General features: G+C 67.2%; 18 protein-coding genes. 11 read left to right on the top strand and 7 right to left on the bottom strand.

Annotation, left to right across the window (positions count from 1 at the left end; all coding sequences use genetic code 11):
• Positions 1 to 136: 136 nt before the first annotated feature.
• From scpA to AC1RRW_RS07080, 7 genes are all read right to left on the bottom strand, one after another.
• Positions 137 to 2302, bottom strand: a complete 2166-nt coding sequence (gene scpA / locus AC1RRW_RS07110; RefSeq protein ID WP_492899937.1) for a methylmalonyl-CoA mutase — start codon at positions 2300 to 2302, stop codon at positions 137 to 139.
• Complete coding sequence (locus tag AC1RRW_RS07105; RefSeq protein WP_492899936.1) at positions 2299 to 2562, bottom strand: hypothetical protein; 264 nt, start codon at positions 2560 to 2562, stop codon at positions 2299 to 2301. The genes scpA and AC1RRW_RS07105 overlap by 4 nt, the downstream gene beginning before the upstream one ends.
• Positions 2559 to 3386, bottom strand: coding sequence for a bifunctional hydroxymethylpyrimidine kinase/phosphomethylpyrimidine kinase (thiD, locus tag AC1RRW_RS07100; protein ID WP_492899935.1), 828 nt, complete (start codon positions 3384 to 3386; stop codon positions 2559 to 2561). The genes AC1RRW_RS07105 and thiD overlap by 4 nt, the downstream gene beginning before the upstream one ends.
• Positions 3383 to 3667 (bottom strand): helix-turn-helix domain-containing protein, encoded by a 285-nt coding sequence (locus AC1RRW_RS07095; protein ID WP_492899934.1) that lies wholly within the window; start codon positions 3665 to 3667, stop codon positions 3383 to 3385. The genes thiD and AC1RRW_RS07095 overlap by 4 nt, the downstream gene beginning before the upstream one ends.
• A gap of 1 nt (position 3668) precedes the next feature.
• Positions 3669 to 3845 (bottom strand): type II toxin-antitoxin system RelE/ParE family toxin, encoded by a 177-nt coding sequence (locus AC1RRW_RS07090; RefSeq protein WP_492899933.1) that lies wholly within the window; start codon positions 3843 to 3845, stop codon positions 3669 to 3671.
• A 161-nt stretch (positions 3846 to 4006) separates the two neighbouring features.
• Positions 4007 to 5998: a methylmalonyl-CoA mutase family protein gene (locus AC1RRW_RS07085; RefSeq protein ID WP_492899932.1), complete on the bottom strand. Its 1992-nt coding sequence runs from the start codon at positions 5996 to 5998 to the stop codon at positions 4007 to 4009.
• Between the two features lie 175 nt (positions 5999 to 6173).
• Positions 6174 to 6560 carry a hypothetical protein gene (locus AC1RRW_RS07080; RefSeq protein ID WP_068185236.1) on the bottom strand — a complete coding sequence of 129 codons (387 nt, stop codon included), beginning with the start codon at positions 6558 to 6560 and terminating at the stop codon, positions 6174 to 6176.
• Positions 6561 to 6694: 134 nt separating this feature from the next.
• Here AC1RRW_RS07080 and AC1RRW_RS07075 point away from each other — a divergent pair, with 134 nt between their 5' ends.
• From AC1RRW_RS07075 to AC1RRW_RS07025, 11 genes are all read left to right on the top strand, one after another.
• The gene (locus AC1RRW_RS07075) at positions 6695 to 8263 is read left to right on the top strand and encodes a helicase HerA-like domain-containing protein (RefSeq protein ID WP_492899931.1); all 1569 of its coding nucleotides are present in this window, start codon (positions 6695 to 6697) and stop codon (positions 8261 to 8263) included.
• A gap of 125 nt (positions 8264 to 8388) precedes the next feature.
• Positions 8389 to 9771: a M20/M25/M40 family metallo-hydrolase gene (locus tag AC1RRW_RS07070; protein ID WP_492900219.1), complete on the top strand. Its 1383-nt coding sequence runs from the start codon at positions 8389 to 8391 to the stop codon at positions 9769 to 9771.
• Complete coding sequence (locus tag AC1RRW_RS07065) at positions 9768 to 10349, top strand: LOG family protein (RefSeq protein WP_492899930.1); 582 nt, start codon at positions 9768 to 9770, stop codon at positions 10347 to 10349. The genes AC1RRW_RS07070 and AC1RRW_RS07065 overlap by 4 nt, the downstream gene beginning before the upstream one ends.
• Before the next feature lie 122 nt (positions 10350 to 10471).
• Entirely contained in the window at positions 10472 to 10672 is a 201-nt protein-coding gene (locus AC1RRW_RS07060) for a hypothetical protein (RefSeq protein ID WP_492899929.1), read from the top strand.
• Positions 10672 to 10911: a hypothetical protein gene (locus AC1RRW_RS07055; RefSeq protein WP_492899928.1), complete on the top strand. Its 240-nt coding sequence runs from the start codon at positions 10672 to 10674 to the stop codon at positions 10909 to 10911. The genes AC1RRW_RS07060 and AC1RRW_RS07055 overlap by 1 nt, the downstream gene beginning before the upstream one ends.
• Before the next feature lie 201 nt (positions 10912 to 11112).
• A complete protein-coding gene (locus AC1RRW_RS07050; protein ID WP_492899927.1) occupies positions 11113 to 11454 on the top strand; it encodes a hypothetical protein in 342 nt (113 codons plus the stop codon).
• A complete protein-coding gene (locus AC1RRW_RS07045; RefSeq protein ID WP_492900217.1) occupies positions 11396 to 12700 on the top strand; it encodes a DNA-packaging protein in 1305 nt (434 codons plus the stop codon). The genes AC1RRW_RS07050 and AC1RRW_RS07045 overlap by 59 nt, the downstream gene beginning before the upstream one ends.
• 40 nt (positions 12701 to 12740) lie before the next feature.
• Positions 12741 to 13016, top strand: a complete 276-nt coding sequence (locus AC1RRW_RS07040; RefSeq protein ID WP_492899925.1) for a hypothetical protein — start codon at positions 12741 to 12743, stop codon at positions 13014 to 13016.
• Positions 13017 to 13133: 117 nt separating this feature from the next.
• Positions 13134 to 13538 (top strand): DUF2335 domain-containing protein, encoded by a 405-nt coding sequence (locus AC1RRW_RS07035; RefSeq protein WP_492899924.1) that lies wholly within the window; start codon positions 13134 to 13136, stop codon positions 13536 to 13538.
• A 63-nt stretch (positions 13539 to 13601) separates the two neighbouring features.
• Positions 13602 to 14789, top strand: coding sequence for a phage portal protein (locus AC1RRW_RS07030; RefSeq protein ID WP_492899923.1), 1188 nt, complete (start codon positions 13602 to 13604; stop codon positions 14787 to 14789).
• A complete protein-coding gene (locus tag AC1RRW_RS07025; RefSeq protein WP_492899922.1) occupies positions 14786 to 15007 on the top strand; it encodes a hypothetical protein in 222 nt (73 codons plus the stop codon). Before AC1RRW_RS07030 ends, AC1RRW_RS07025 begins: the two co-directional genes overlap by 4 nt.
• Positions 15008 to 15107: the final 100 nt, after the last annotated feature.

Here is a 15107-nt window from a genome sequence, read left to right as displayed (position 1 = left end):
CCTCGGGCGCCGTTCGGATCGCTTCCGCGAGATTGCGCATCAGGCGAGGGGCTCATTCCGCCCCGTCGCAGGGGACAGGACCGTGGTCCGCAAACTCGCAGCCGTCAGCCGCGATTTAGTCTGTCCGAATGCGTTGTCACTCCGCCGCGTCCCTTTGGGCATAGCCCAGACGATCGTTCAGCTCCTCCAGCAGCTTCTCGGCGGCATCGGCGATCACCGTGCCCGGCGGAAAGATCGCGCTGGCGCCCGCCTGCATCAACGCGTCGAAATCCTGTGGCGGGATGACGCCGCCGACCACGATCATGATGTCCGGCCGGCCGGCCTGAGCGAGCGCGGCCTTCAGCTCCGGCACCAGCGTGAGGTGGCCCGCCGCCAGCGAGGAGACGCCGATGATGTGGACGTCGTTCTCGACGCCCTGGCGCGCCGCCTCGTCAGGCGTGGCGAAGAGCGGCCCGATGTCGACGTCGAAGCCGAGATCGGCGAAGGCCGACGCGATCACCTTCTGGCCGCGGTCGTGCCCGTCCTGCCCCATCTTCGCGACGAGGATGCGCGGGCGGCGCCCGTCCGCCTCCTCGAACGCCTCGCACATCGCCTGCACGCGCGTCACGGCGGGATTCATCGTGCCGACCTCCCGTTTGTAGACGCCCGAGATCGACTTGATCTCGGCGCGGTGGCGCCCGAACACCTGCTCCATCGCCATCGAGATCTCGCCGACGGTCGCCTTGGCGCGCGCCGCCTTGACCGCGAGGTCGAGCAGGTTGCCGCCGCCTTGCGCGCCATTGGTCAGCGCTGTCAACGCGGCTTGCGTCTCCGCCTCGTTGCGCTCGGCCTTGAGCCGCCGGAGCTTGTCGAGCTGCTGGGCGCGGACCGAGGCGTTGTCGACCTTGAGCACGTCGATCGCCGCTTCGTTCTCGGGCTTGAAGCAGTTGACGCCGATGATCGCCTGCTGGCCGCCGTCGATGCGGGCCTGCGTCTTGGCCGCGGCCTCCTCGATGCGCAGCTTTGGAATGCCGGCCTCGATCGCCTTCGCCATGCCGCCCAGCGCCTCGACCTCCTGGATATGGCTCCAGGCCCTGGCGGCGAGATCGGCGGTCAGACGCTCGACATAGTAGGAGCCGCCCCAGGGATCGATGATCCGGCTCGTGCCGCTCTCCTGCTGCAGCAGGATCTGGGTGTTGCGGGCGATGCGGGCGGAGAAGTCGGTCGGCAGCGCCAGCGCCTCGTCGAGCGCGTTGGTGTGCAGCGACTGGGTGTGGCCCTGCGTCGCCGCCATCGCCTCGATCATCGTGCGCGGGACGTTGTTGAAAACGTCCTGCGCCGTCAGGGACCAGCCCGAGGTCTGGCAATGGGTGCGCAAGGGGAGCGACTTCTCGTTCTGCGCGCCGAAATCCTTGACCAGCTTGGCCCAGATCAGCCGGGCGGCCCGCAGCTTCGCCACCTCCATGAAGAAGTTCATGCCGATGGCCCAGAAGAAGGAGAGCCGCGGCGCGAAGACGTCGACGCCTAAGCCTGCCCGTTGCCCGGCACGGATGTATTCGACGCCGTCGGCGAGCGTGTAGCCGAGCTCGAGGTCCTGCGTCGCTCCAGCCTCCTGCATATGATAGCCGGATATCGAGATCGAGTTGAATTTCGGCATGTTGGCCGAGGTGTAGGCGAAGATGTCGCCGATGATCCGCATCGAGGGCGAGGGCGGGTAGATATAGGTGTTGCGGACCATGAACTCCTTGAGGATGTCGTTCTGGATCGTCCCCGAGAGCTTGGCCGCCGGCACGCCCTGCTCCTCGGCTGCGACGATGTAGAGCGCCAGCACCGGCAGTACCGCGCCGTTCATCGTCATCGAGACGCTCATCTGGTCGAGCGGGATGCCGGAGAACAGCGTGCGCATGTCGTAGATCGAATCGATCGCGACGCCGGCCATGCCGACATCGCCGCCGACGCGCGGATGGTCGCTGTCATAGCCGCGATGGGTGGCGAGATCGAAGGCGACCGACAGCCCCTTCTGGCCGGCGGCGAGATTGCGCCGGTAGAAGGCATTGGAGTCCTCGGCCGTGGAGAAGCCGGCATATTGCCGGATCGTCCAGGGCTGGTTGACGTACATCGTCGGGTAGGGGCCACGCAGATAGGGTGCGATGCCCGGCAGCGTATCGACGAAGGGCAGGCCGTCGCGATCCTTTGGACCATAGGCCGGCTTTACCGGGATGCCTTCAGGTGTCAGCCAGGGCTCGCTCTGGGCGTCGGAGACGGATGGCGGCGTGTCGGCGCCGCTAAAAGCCAGCGTCGTGAAATCGGGGATAGCGCTCATGCCCGCTTCTCCAGTTTGGCCAACGCCGCGCGGCGTCTGGCCAGCGCCGCGATCGCGAGCGCGGCCGTGGTCACGGCGAGCGGATGATACATGAAGTAGTCGAGCCTGGCTGCCACGCCCATGATCAGCAGCGCGATGAAGATCATGCCGACGCCGGCGCCTATCGCGGCCTTGCGCCAGGGCCGGCCGTCCATGTGCTCGAGCAGCGCGATCTCGCGGCGCATCCGCAGCGGATGGGAGGAGCCGGGATCGGCCGTCATTCAACCGACGCCCCGTCCCACCAATGGTGGAAATGATGCACCGGCCCGTGGCCATGGCCGACGCGAACCCGGTCGGCGGCGGCGATGGCGGCCGAGATATAGCTCTTGGCATGTCCGATTGCTTCGGGAAGCGCCAGCCCCCTGGCGAGGTTCGCCGCGATCGCCGAGGACAGCGTGCAGCCGGTGCCATGCGTGTTCCGGGTTTCGACGCGCGGCGCGTCGAAGCGCTGACGCATGCCGCCTGAGAGCCGAAGCAGGTCGCTGCTGACCTCGCCGCCGCCATGCCCACCCTTGATCAGGACGTTGGCCGCGCCGAGCGCCGCGAGCTTTTCGGCCTGCGCGTCGACCGCCTGGTCGGTCTCGGCCGGCCCTTCGTCGAGCAAGGCGGCCGCCTCGGGCAGGTTCGGGGTCACGAGCGTGGCAAGCGGAAAGAGATGCTCGCGGATCGCCGCGATCGCGGCCTCTTCGAGCAGCCGCGCACCCGAGGCCGCGACCATCACCGGATCGAGCACGATGTTGCGGGCCTTGTGCCGGAGGAGACCGGCGGCGACGGTCTCGATCAGCTCCGCCGTCGCCAGCATGCCGATCTTCACGGCTGCCACGTCGAGATCGGAGAAGACCGCGTCGAGCTGTGCCGTGACGAAATCGGCCGGAACGGCGTGGATGCCAGTGACGCCTCGCGTATTCTGCGCCGTCAGCGCCACGATCACGCTCGCGCCATAGACCTGATGCGCCGCGAAGGTTTTGAGGTCGGCCTGGATGCCGGCGCCGCCGCTCGAATCCGAGCCGGCGATGGTCAGCGCGATGGGGAAGGCCGTGCTCACCCGGCGACTTCCAGCGTGATGCGCAGCTTCGTGCCGGTCGCCTTGGCGTAGCGCTCCAGCGTGCGCGTCGAGGGCTTGCCCCGGCCGCTCTCCAGCCGGGCGACGACGGACTGCGTCGTGCCCATGCGCTGGGCGAGTTCTTCCTGCGTCAGTCCGGCGCGGGTGCGGGCGCGAAGCAATGAAGTCAGGAGAGCGAACTCCTCCTCAAGCGCGTCGTATTCGCGCTTGAATTCGGGGTCGTTCTTGAGCTTCTCACGTCCCCATTCCATAATATCGATCATGCTATCTCCTTGGCGCGTATCGTGCCAAACGCAGTTCGTGTGGCGATGTCTCGGTCTTCTTGATGAAAATCCTGACGACCAAGACGCGCTTTCCAATTGCTGTGACATAAATTGCGCGGGCAATTCCGTCGCGGCCGGTCAGACGCAGTTCCCAGAGCTTGTCGCCCGACGATTTCACTGCTGTGGCGGTAGCGCGCTAAGCCCTTCTCTGACGATCAGTGATCCGTAGCGGAGCAGTTTCGAACTCATGTCCGCGGGAAGCGAATCTGCTTCGTCGCGCACTAAGCCGTTCAAGAACTGAAACGACCAGCCCGAGTTATTTTCCATAGCAAAAAAGCGCTATTTTGGCAAGGCCGGCAGGATGGCTGCCTGCGCCTGCTCCAGTCCTGCCACCGCGTCGCAGCCGGCGAAAACGAAGAACTCCACGCCAACCTTGCGCAGTGCTCCTTCGGTGTCGCCGGGCTTGCCGGCCAGCCAGACCGTCGCACCGGCCAAACGAAGGGCCGACACCGCTGCGGCCGCTTCGGCCTCATACGCTGCGTCGGAGCCGCAGAGGCAGGCGAGGCGCGCGCCCGAGGCGCGGTAGGCCGCGACCAGCGCTTCGATATCGGTCCCTGAAACGGCCGCGAAGCCGTCATGGCCGGGCGCTGCGATGCCGCCCGCCTCGAACAGGTTGCGGGCGAACCCGGCGCGGGCGGTGAAACCGGCGACGCTGCCGAGCGTCGCGAGGAAGACGCGTGGTCGCTCCGGCGCCGCGTCGGCGCGATCGCGCAGCGCCTCGAAGGGCTCGGCCCATCGAACGGAGGGCAGGGGCTCGACCTCGAAACCGGCTTCCGGCGCGGGCAGCACCCGCGAGCGCGGCTCACCCTCGGCGAGCCGTGCGATCAGGTCGTCCGCCTTCTGGTCCGAGGCCTCGGCCAGAGGCAGCTTCGCCTTGGCCTGCTTGGTCGGCTCCACGGCCAGCACGCTGACGGCAGCCTCGGCCAGATCGGGATATTCGCTCGTGCCGGTGATCGGTTCGCGCCGCGTCGCGATCGCCCTTCCGCGTGTCTCGCGCTCGCGGGCGAGGCCCTTCTGGATATGGCCGTTCGCCAGCGCGGCGATGATGCCGGGCAGGCCCTCGGCGGCTTCGCGCTCCAGATCCTGCAGCTTGCTCCAGGCCTGTTCGCAGAGCGCCTGCGTCAGCGCCTCGAAACCGCCGGCGCCGGCAGCCGGATCGGCGACGCGCCAGAGGCTGGCTTCCTCCAGCAGGACGAGTTGGGTGTTGCGGGCGACGCGGCGGGCGAAACCGTCGGGCAAGCCAAGCGCGGCAGTGAAGGGCAGGACCGTCAGCGAGTGCGCGCCGCCGACGCCGGCCGAGAAGGTCGCGACGGTGGCGCGCAGCAGATTGACCCAAGGGTCGCGTTTCGTCAGCGAGCGCCAGGCCGTTTCCGCATGCAGGACCATCGGCTTCGGCGTCAGGCCGCAGGCGCCCTGGACGCGATCCCAGAGCAGCCGCGCCGCCCGGAATTTTGCGATGGTCAGGAACTCGTCGGTGTCCGCGACCAGCACGAAGGAGATCGCGTCGCGCGCATCAGTCAGCGGCATGCCTTGCGCTTCGAGCGTGCGCAGATAGGCGATCGCCGTGGCGAGCGCGCCGCCGAGTTCCTGAGCCTCGCTCGCGCCGGCCTCGTGATAGGGCCGGGCGTCGGCCGTGACGAACGGTCCGGCGAAGCCGCGCGCCTTGAGCGCCGCGATAATGTCCGCGAGCCGACGGTCGATCTCCGGCCAGGCGGCGGCGAAGCGGCCCTGGCTCGCCAGCACGCCGATCGGGTCGAGCCCGAAATCGATCGCTGTCGTTGCCGGATCTAGCCCCCGGCTTTCGACCAGCGCCGCCAGCAGCAGCGCATTGACGCGGCCCTGCGGCGCGGGATCGAGGCGCAGGCGGATCAGGTCGGGCAGGACGCCGTCGAGCGCCGCGTCGAGGGCCGCGACATCGTCCGCGACGAGGCCGTAGCCGCGCGCGGCGCGGGCGCCCGAAAAGCTCAGCACGAGCGTATCGGCCCCGCCCTCCAGATCGGCAAGCGCCAGCGCGCAAGCCTGCTCGGGCCGCGGATGATCGACGCGGGCGCTGACCTGCCAGCGCCCTGTCTCGGCTCGCAGCGGCCGCAGGGACGGCGTGGCGGCCGGATAGAGCGGCTCGACGCGGATGCCGTCTGCCGTGCGTCCGACCAGCCGCTCCTCGAAATCGGAACCCTTCAGCACCTTGTCGACGGCCGCGCGCCACTGCTCGATCGCCGGCGTCGGAAACGCGTCCATGAAGCCGAGATCGGATGCCGGGGCCGAGTTCATCTGCGCCAATGCTCCCTTTCGCCGCCATTGTGCAACCGCGAAGCGGTGATTGCCATGGGTCTGGCCTCGCCGCCATGCCTACTTCGTCGCAAGCCGCATGTGCAAAGGCGGCATGTGAAACAAAACGCCGCCCGGAGAGGGCGGCGCCGCAGCTCTTTTCAGGCGATGGTCGGGTTCAGACGAACTGGCCCAGACCGGGGATCGCGCCGACGATCGCGCCCATCGTGTCCTCGCCCGCCTTCTCGCGGCCGACGGCGAACATCTCCTTCGAGACCGACTGGATCTGGCCCATCGAGAGGCCCGCGCCCATTAGCTGGCCGCCGAGCGCCATGACCCCGCCGCCGCCACCCATCATGCCGCCGACCATGCCCATCAGGCCGCCCTTGGCGCCGCCCTCGGCGTCGGCCAGTTCCTGCGCTCCGGGAAGCGAGGTCATCAGCTGGCCGATCTCGGCCGGGGGGCCCTCCTTCTGCAGGAAAGCGAGGATGATGCCGATCGCCTTGCGCGCGAGCTCCTCGTTAAGGCCGGAGACCGCAATGATGCGGGAGATCAGTTCATCCATCGTCTTGATCCTTTTGGTGAGATGTCGCGCGATAGTTCACATATTAACGATCTAATCAACCCCGCATCGGGCTTCCGCCGTCGCCTGCGTTTCGCTACACCCTGCTGGTTTCGATAACATGACAGGCGGACATCATGGCGCAAGCGGATACCGGCCAAGCAAAGACGGACTCGGGCGCGATCCTGATCGGCAAGAGCTGGAAGGAGGAAAACCTCCTGCTCAGGCTCGCCAACCGCCACGGCCTGGTGACGGGCGCGACCGGCACCGGCAAGACGGTGACGCTGCAGGTCATGGCCGAAGGTTTCGCGCGCAACGGCGTCCCGGTCTTCGCGGCCGACATCAAGGGCGACCTCTCGGGAATCGCCGCTCCCGGCGATTCCAGGCCGCCCTTCGTCAAGCGCGCCGAGGAGATCGGCGTCAAATACGAGGCGGACCAGTTCAGCACGGTGTTCTGGGACGTGTTCGGCGAGCAGGGCCACCCCGTCCGCGCGACGATTTCCGAAATGGGGCCGCTGCTGCTCGCCCGCCTGCTCGATCTCAACGACACCCAGGAAGGCGTGCTAAACATCGCCTTCCGCATCGCGGACGAGCAGAAGCTGCTGCTGCTCGACCTCAAGGATCTGCGCGCGATCCTCACCTTCATCGCCGACAACGCCAAGGATCTGACGACGAAATACGGCAATGTCAGCGCCCAGACGGTCGGCACGATCCAGCGCGCGCTGCTGGTGCTGGAAAACCAGAAGGGCGAGAAATTCTTCGGCGAGCCGGCGCTCGACATCAACGACCTGATGAAGACAGACCGCTACGGCCGCGGCATCGTCAATATCCTCTCGGCCGACAAGCTGATGGCCAATCCGCGGCTCTACGCGACCTTCCTGCTCTGGCTCCTGTCGGAGCTGTTCGAGCAGCTTCCAGAGGTCGGCGATCTCGACAAGCCGAAGCTGGTCTTCTTCTTCGACGAGGCGCATCTGCTGTTCAACGGCGCGCCGAAGGTGCTTCTGACGGCGGTCGAGCAGGTGGTGCGGCTGATCCGCTCCAAGGGCGTCGGCGTCTATTTCGTGACGCAGAACCCGCTCGACATCCCCGATACCGTGCTGGCCCAGCTCGGCAACCGCGTCCAGCATGCGCTGCGCGCCTTCACCCCGCGCGACCAGAAGGCGGTCAAGGCCGCGGCCGAAACCTTCCGCCAGAACCCCAAGTTCAAGACCGAGGAGGCGATCACGCAACTCGCCGTCGGCGAGGCGCTGACCTCTATGCTGGAGGGCAAGGGCACGCCGACCATGGTCGAGCGCACGCTGATCGCCCCGCCGATGGGACAGGTCGGACCCTGCTCGGCGCAGATCCGTCAGCAGGCGCTGAACGAGTCGGGCTACAAGGGCAAATACGACACCATGGTCGACCGCGACTCGGCTTATGAGGAGCTTGCCAAGCGCAGGAACCTCGAGACGCAGGACGCGCCGGTCGAGGCCGGAACCGCCGGCGGTGGCGGCATCATGGACACGATCGGCGGCTGGATCGGCGGCAATTCCAATGCGCCGCGTCCCAAGACCGGCCCCGGCAGCCGTGGCGGCGCGATGCCCCAGAGCATGACAGAGAAGATCATAACCTCGGCGGCGCGCTCGGCCGCGACCTCGATCGGCCGGCAGGTCGGCACCGCGATCCTCCGCGGCGTGCTCGGCAGCATGATGGGCGGGCGGCGCTGACAGATTTTGCCAGAGCCGACAGACTTGCCATGCGTGGCGGGCTGCTGACGCCACCGTCAAGGCTTGTCATGATGACGCAACCTGAATCGGCTCCCTGACCGGGAGCGCACGTCCCCATGAGCGCCATGTCACAGCTTCCCGCGATCCTTTCCCGCCTCGATGCCGATCTCGAAACCGCGCTGGCGCGGCTGTCGGCCTGGCTCGAAATCCCCTCGATCGGCACCGATCCGGCCTTCAATGTGCAGACCCGCCGCGCCGCGCAGTGGCTCCGGGACGATCTCGAAACGCTGGGTTTTGCCGCCGAGGTTCGAGACACGCCCGGCCAGCCGATCGTGCTGGCGCATCGGCCGAAACCCGGCGCGCCGCATGTGCTGTTCTACGGTCACTACGACGTGCAGCCGGTCGATCCGCTGCATCTCTGGGAGAGCGAGCCGTTCAGGCCGGTCGTCAAGGAGATCGAGCCCGGTCGCCGGGTCATCGCGGCGCGCGGCGCCTGCGACGACAAGGGCCAGATCATGACCTTCGTCGAGGCGATGCGGGCGACGCTCGCCGAGACCGGCGACCTGCCGGTCGGCGTGACCGTGCTGGTCGAGGGGGAAGAGGAATCAGGCTCGGCCAACCTGCCGCCCTTCATCCGCGAGAATGCGCAGGCGCTGAAGGCCGATTTCGCGCTGGTATGCGACACCGGCATGTGGGACCGGCAGACGCCGGCGATCACCTCCTCGCTGCGCGGCATGGTCTATCAGGAGGTGACGATCACCTGCGCCGACCGCGACCTGCATTCTGGCCTGTTCGGCGGCGCCGCGGCCAATCCGATCCACGTCCTGGCGAAGATCGTGGCGGCGCTGCATGACGAGACCGGGCGGATCACGCTGCCGGGCTTCTATGACGGCGTCGAGGAGCCGACCAACCAGCAGAAGGCGGACTGGGCCGATCTCGACCTGACCGAGGAGGACTTCCTTGGCGGGATCGGGCTCAAGCACTCGATCGGCGAGAAGGGCCGGATGCTGATCGAGCAGATCCAGTCGCGTCCCACCTGCGACGTCAACGGCATCTGGGGCGGTTATATCGGCGAGGGCACCAAGACCGTGATCGCGAGCCAGGCCTCGGCCAAGGTGTCGTTCCGGCTCGTCGGCAAGCAGGATCCGTCCAAGGTCGCGGCCGCCTTCCAGGCCTTCGTGCGCGAGCGGCTGCCGGCCGACGTGACGGCGGAATTCATCGCGCACGGCGCCTCGCCCGCCATCGCCGTGCCGGTGGACACGCCGGCCTTGGTCAAGGCGCGGCAGGCTCTCGCCGACGAATGGGGCGGCAGGGTCGTGACCATCGGAACCGGCGGCTCGATCCCGGTCGGCGGCGATTTCAAGAAGACGCTCGGCCTCGACACGCTGTTCGTCGGCTTCGGGCTGGAGGACGATCGGGTCCATTCGCCGAACGAGAAATACGACCTCTCCTCGTTTCACAAGGGCCAGCGCTCCTGGGCGCGCATCTTGCAGGCTCTCGCTTCATGAAATCCGTCTGCGTCTTCTGCGGCTCCAATCCGGGCAACGAGCCCGTCTACGCCGAGGGCGCGCGCGCCATGGGGCGCGAGATCGCCCGGCGCGGGCTGGTGCTGGTCTATGGCGGCGGCGCGGTCGGGCTGATGGGCATCGTCGCCGATTCGGCGCTGGCGGCCGGCGGCGAGGTCCATGGCGTGATCCCGCGCGCGCTGCGCGACAAGGAGGTCGGCCACCATCGCCTGACCCGGCTCGAGATCGTCGACACCATGCATATCCGCAAGGCGCGGATGGCCGAGCTTTCGGATGGCTTCGTCGCCATGCCTGGCGGCATCGGCACATTCGAGGAGCTGTTCGAGATTTGGACCTGGGGCCAGCTCGGCATCCATTCCAAGCCACTCGGCCTGCTGAACGTCGCGGGCTTCTACGATCCGCTGGCCGTATTCCTGGACCAGACGGTCGAGGCCGGCTTCCTGAAGCAGACCCACCGCGCCATGGCGATGACGGACACCCAGCCGGAGACGCTGCTCGACCGGATGGAGCAGTACGTTCCGGCGCAGACGATGAAGTGGGTGGAGAAGGAGGAGGTGTGATCGCCGGCGATGCTGTCTTGTTCGCGCATGATCTGTGCCCATATTGCAGTGAGGGACAGCATATTTGCGTGTTCTTGCAGTTGCGCGCATAATGTCCGGCACGCAGGAAGCGGGCAAGTCCGATGGATATTCGCATCGAGCATCGTGTTGTCGGCACGCAGCACGTTTTCACGTCGCCAGATGTGCCAGGGCTTTATGTTGCCCACGTCGATCGCGAGGTTGCCGAGCGCAGTGTGCCAGATGCAGTCGCGATGCTGCGAGCGATGCAGGCGAGACGAGCCGAGAAGCGGCGGGTGGATAAACGCATCGCTCTGCGAGCCTGATGCCGTTCTATCGCGAGGCCGACGTTTTTGCGCTCCTGGAGCGGCACGGCTGCGAGTTTGAAGGTGACCGCTACCCTTACGGCTCGGGCTGGTTTGCTCCCGACGACATGCCGTTCACACTGCCCGATGCGATGGATGGCTGGCTCGATGCCGATGTCATCGACATGATCCTTGTCGATCGTTGGATTTGGGCCGGCCCTCCGCGAATAACGCGCTATCCAATGAAAAGTGACGAATAGGAAAATATCCCTTGACATCGTGACGCTGATCCGGTAGAGATCAGGAACGCTCACGAAATGTGACCGGACGCCAGGCCGCCGCGCTCTCCCGCCGGCGGCTTTTGCATGTCCGGCCATCTCACGATCCCGCCCATCGAGGTTCCCGCCATGACCGACGAAGACGACGACGCGCCGGCTCCGCCGGCCGCGAGGGGCAGGCGCTTGCCCGTCGGCCGCAAGGCCGTGGTCTCCAGGCTCTGGCGGGCTGCCAGGCGGCAACTGGAGGCGCATGAGGCGCGCCTCGACGAATCGCCGAAGGGCGCGGCCGCCGCCGAATCAGACGCCAAGGCGCTGGCGGTGCTCGCCCGAACGGTGCGCGAACTCGTCGCGCTGGACGGCGCGGCCGCGGGCCAGGAGGGCAAATCGACCGATGAACTCTCGCCCGCCGCCGGACTGCGCCACGTTGCAGAGCTTCGAAAGGAGCTTGCACGACGTCTTGAAGTCCTTGCCGCCGAACAGGCGGATCCCTCTTCTCAGGCGGCTACTGCCGAAGGCGACGCCTGATCAATGTGAGGTCATCTTCGCCGAGTGGTTGATCTGGGCCCGGCCCGACCAGTTGCCGCCGGAAACGGCGCAATGGTCCATATGGCTGGTTCTCGGCGGACGCGGCGCGGGCAAGACCCGCACCGGGGCGGAATGGATCAAGGGCATGGCGCTTGGACTTCCGCCCTTTGCCGATGCGCCCACCGGCCGCATCGCACTGATCGGCGAGACGCAAGGCCAGGTCCGCGACGTGATGATCGAGGGCGTCTCCGGGCTGCTCTCGATCCATACGCGCTGGGAGCGGCCGACATGGTATCCGTCGCGCCGGCGGCTGGAATGGCCGAACGGCGCGATCGCGCAGGTGTTCTCGGCCGAAGATCCGGAAGGGCTGCGCGGGCCGCAATTTTCCGCCGCCTGGTCGGACGAGCTGGCGAAATGGCCCAATCTTCAGGAGTGCTGGGACATGCTGCAGTTCGGCTTGCGCCTCGGCGACCGGCCACGCCAGATCGTCACCACGACGCCGCGCCCCGTGCCGCTGCTCAAGCGGCTTCTGACCGATCCGCATGTGGCGGTCAGCCGGGCCGCGACCGCCGCAAACCGCTACAATCTCGCGCCGGAGTTCATTCGCGGCATCACCAAGACCTATGGCGGAACGCGGCTCGGCCGGCAGGAGATCGACGGCGAGATCGTCGAGGAAAGCGCGGACGCGCTCTGGACGCGGGCGATGATCGAGGATTGCCGCGAGGCCGCGCCGACCGGATTGGCGCGGATCGTCGTCGCGGTCGATCCGCCGGCCTCGTCCTCGCAGCGGGCCGATTCCTGCGGACTCGTCGTCGCCGGCATCGATGGCGACGGCATCGGCCATGTGCTGGAGGACGGCACCGTGTCCGGCGCTCGGCCGCATGAATGGGCGGCCAAGGCGATCGCGCTCTACCGTCGCTTCGAGGCCGATGCGCTCGTCGTCGAGGTGAACCAGGGCGGCGAGATGGCGACCTCCGTTATCCGCGAGGTCGATCCTGGCGTGCCGGTCACGGCGGTTCGGGCGACGCGCGGCAAGTATCTCAGGGCCGAGCCGGTGGCGGCGCTCTATGCGCAGGGTCGCGTCCGCCATGCGGGGCGGTTTCCGCAGCTCGAGGACGAGATGTGCGATTTCGGCCCGACGGGCCTGAGCTCGGGCCGCTCGCCCGACCGGCTCGACGCGCTGGTCTGGGCGCTGACGCATCTGATGCTGGCGGCGAAGGGGCGGCCGCGGGTGAGGGGAATATGAGCAGGCTCTGATTGACTTCCAGCTACGGATACGCATTTCAATGAGCATCAAACGCAGCGTTAAACACCAAGCGCGCCTTATGGAGCGGGACGGAGTGCGCCGCATGGATGTCGATGTGAAGCCGCTTACGAAAACGACTGGCTTGAAGGCGGGGTTGTTGCTCGGATTTTCCGCGCCGCTGGTATTTTTGGGTGGCCTCCCTCGGTACGAAGAGCCGAGGCGAGATAATATCAACCGAGCCTGGAAATCTGTCGGCGACAGTCTAGGCCGTGCTGTCGATCGCGAGAAGGTTCGCCTTCGTGACAGAAAGACGTGATCGCGCTGAACCAAGCAGGGGCATTGGCGGCACGTCGGATGTGACGCGCTCGCGTCGAAAACGATAGAGGCCGAACTTCAACAGAAAATACCGGACCTTCCCCGCGAGAAGCGTGCGATGGTTGTATCGGTCGTTCGAGAGCATATCGAGCATCATTCAGGACCGCTCCCCTCGCCGCGGGTTTTGACCGAATACGAAGGCGTCTCGCCTGGGTTTGCGGAGCGTATTGTCAATATGGCGGAAAGCGATCTTGCGCATGTACAAGACATGCAGAGAGAAGCGTTGCGATCCGAGACTCGTGAGCGGATGATTGGCCAGATCGGTGCGCTGCTCGTGACACTTGGCGCTCTTGCCACGTCAGGTTGGATCGCCACCTCCGGCTATCCTGTGGCGGGCGGATTGTTGGGCGGCGCTACCCTTCTCGGCATCGTTTCGATTTTCATCGGCGGACGAGAATATCTGCTTAGCAAAATACAGAAGCCGCCACCTCCGCCGCAGAAGCCGCAACGCAAGAAGCGATAGCCCCGGCAGCCATCTGACTGTCCAAGCCGCCCACTGGGCGGCTTTTTTGTTTCGGGAGCCCCCATGCTCAATTTCCTACGCAACCTGCGCGGCGCCGCCGCGCCGGATCGGAAGCGCTCGCGCGTCGGGCCGCTGATCGCGCTGCACGAGGCCGGGCGGCCGGTCTGGACGCCGCGCGACTATGCGGCGCTGGCCCGCGAGGGCTATGAGCGCAATCCGGTCGTGCATCGCTGCGTCAGGCTGATCGCCGAGGCGGCGGCGCAGATGCCGCTCGTCGCCAGGGTCGGGGCGCGGGAAGAGCCTGGCCACCCGGCGCTCGCGCTGATCGACCGGCCCAATCCGCGCCAGGGCGGAATCGCCTTTCGCGAGATGCTCTATGGCCATCTGCTCGTCGCCGGAAACGCCTATGTCGAGGCGGCCAGCGTCGGCGCGGAGCCGCGCGAGCTTTATGCGCTGCGGCCAGACCGGATGCGGATCGTGCCCGGCCGTGACGGCTGGCCCGAGGCCTATGACTACACGGTCGGCGGCGACACGGTGCGCTTCCGGCAGGACGAGGGCTCTCTGCCGCCGATCCTGCACCTGACGCTGTTCCATCCGGTCGACGACCATTACGGGCTTTCGCCGATCGAGGCGGCGGCCTGTTCGCTCGACATCCACAACGCCGCCAGCAACTGGCACAAGGCCCTGCTCGACAATGCGGCGAGACCCTCGGGCGCGCTGGTCTATGACGGGCCCGACGGCGCGAGCCTGACCGAGGCGCAGTTCGAGCGGCTCAAGGGCGAGCTGGAGGAGAGCTTCCAGGGCGCCCGCAATGCCGGCCGGCCGCTGCTGCTGGAGGGCGGGCTCGACTGGAAGCCGCTCTCGCTGACGCCGGCGGAGCTGGATTTCGTCGCCGCCAAGGGCGTCGCCGCCCGCGAGATCGCGCTCGCCTTCGGCGTGCCGCCGCTGCTGCTCGGCCTGCCGGGCGACAACACCCACGCCAATTTCGCCGAGGCCAACCGCGCCTTCTGGAGGCAGACCGCGATCCCGCTCGTCAGGCGCACGGCGCAGTCGCTGGCGCAATGGCTCGGGCCGGCCTTCGGCGACGCCCTCACGTTCGCGCCCGATCTCGACGCGATCGAGGCGCTGGCCGAGGAGCGGGAATCGCTGTGGCGGCGGGTCGGCTCGGCCGATTTCCTCAGCGCCGACGAGAAGCGCGAGGCCGTCGGCTATGGCCGCGCCGGTCCCGTCGAGACGGAGACCCGGACATGAACGCGCTCGACCCGATCCTGACGGCATTCGTCGGCAAGGCCGATGTCGGCCATCTCAGCCTCTTGCTCTGGGCGGCGGCTGCCTCGGGTCTCGCCTGGCTGATGCTCCGCGAAATGACCGCCGCCAACCAGCGCTTCGACGCTTTCGTCCGCGAGCTCAACCGCTTCAACGCACGCCAGGATTTTAACGCACGCCAAGAACTGGAGGACAAGTCATGACGCGATCCGGCGACAAGCGGGCCCCGGCCGGAAGGGGGCCGCGGCCATCCGAGCCGACGCCGAAGCCAGGCACGACGCCAGCGGCGACCTTCGGGCGCTT

This window comes from Allobosea sp. GW821-FHT12C12 (assembly GCF_058807355.1).
The sequence above is the reverse complement of the archived record's forward strand: the minus strand, read 5'-3'. Positions and strand labels throughout refer to the sequence as shown.

What these genes read in the sequence shown, in the direction of transcription:
- scpA (WP_492899937.1), bottom strand. Translation starts at nt 2,302, where the DNA reads ATGAGCGCTATCCCCGATTTCACGACGCTGGCTTTTAGCGGCGCCGAC.
- AC1RRW_RS07105 (WP_492899936.1), bottom strand. Translation starts at nt 2,562, where the DNA reads ATGACGGCCGATCCCGGCTCCTCCCATCCGCTGCGGATGCGCCGCGAG.
- AC1RRW_RS07095 (WP_492899934.1), bottom strand. Translation starts at nt 3,667, where the DNA reads ATGATCGATATTATGGAATGGGGACGTGAGAAGCTCAAGAACGACCCC.
- AC1RRW_RS07085 (WP_492899932.1), bottom strand. Translation starts at nt 5,998, where the DNA reads ATGAACTCGGCCCCGGCATCCGATCTCGGCTTCATGGACGCGTTTCCG.
- AC1RRW_RS07080 (WP_068185236.1), bottom strand. Translation starts at nt 6,560, where the DNA reads ATGGATGAACTGATCTCCCGCATCATTGCGGTCTCCGGCCTTAACGAG.
- AC1RRW_RS07075 (WP_492899931.1), top strand. Translation starts at nt 6,695, where the DNA reads ATGGCGCAAGCGGATACCGGCCAAGCAAAGACGGACTCGGGCGCGATC.
- AC1RRW_RS07070 (WP_492900219.1), top strand. Translation starts at nt 8,389, where the DNA reads ATGTCACAGCTTCCCGCGATCCTTTCCCGCCTCGATGCCGATCTCGAA.
- AC1RRW_RS07065 (WP_492899930.1), top strand. Translation starts at nt 9,768, where the DNA reads ATGAAATCCGTCTGCGTCTTCTGCGGCTCCAATCCGGGCAACGAGCCC.
- AC1RRW_RS07060 (WP_492899929.1), top strand. Translation starts at nt 10,472, where the DNA reads ATGGATATTCGCATCGAGCATCGTGTTGTCGGCACGCAGCACGTTTTC.
- AC1RRW_RS07055 (WP_492899928.1), top strand. Translation starts at nt 10,672, where the DNA reads ATGCCGTTCTATCGCGAGGCCGACGTTTTTGCGCTCCTGGAGCGGCAC.
- AC1RRW_RS07040 (WP_492899925.1), top strand. Translation starts at nt 12,741, where the DNA reads ATGAGCATCAAACGCAGCGTTAAACACCAAGCGCGCCTTATGGAGCGG.
- AC1RRW_RS07035 (WP_492899924.1), top strand. Translation starts at nt 13,134, where the DNA reads ATGGTTGTATCGGTCGTTCGAGAGCATATCGAGCATCATTCAGGACCG.
- AC1RRW_RS07030 (WP_492899923.1), top strand. Translation starts at nt 13,602, where the DNA reads ATGCTCAATTTCCTACGCAACCTGCGCGGCGCCGCCGCGCCGGATCGG.
- AC1RRW_RS07025 (WP_492899922.1), top strand. Translation starts at nt 14,786, where the DNA reads ATGAACGCGCTCGACCCGATCCTGACGGCATTCGTCGGCAAGGCCGAT.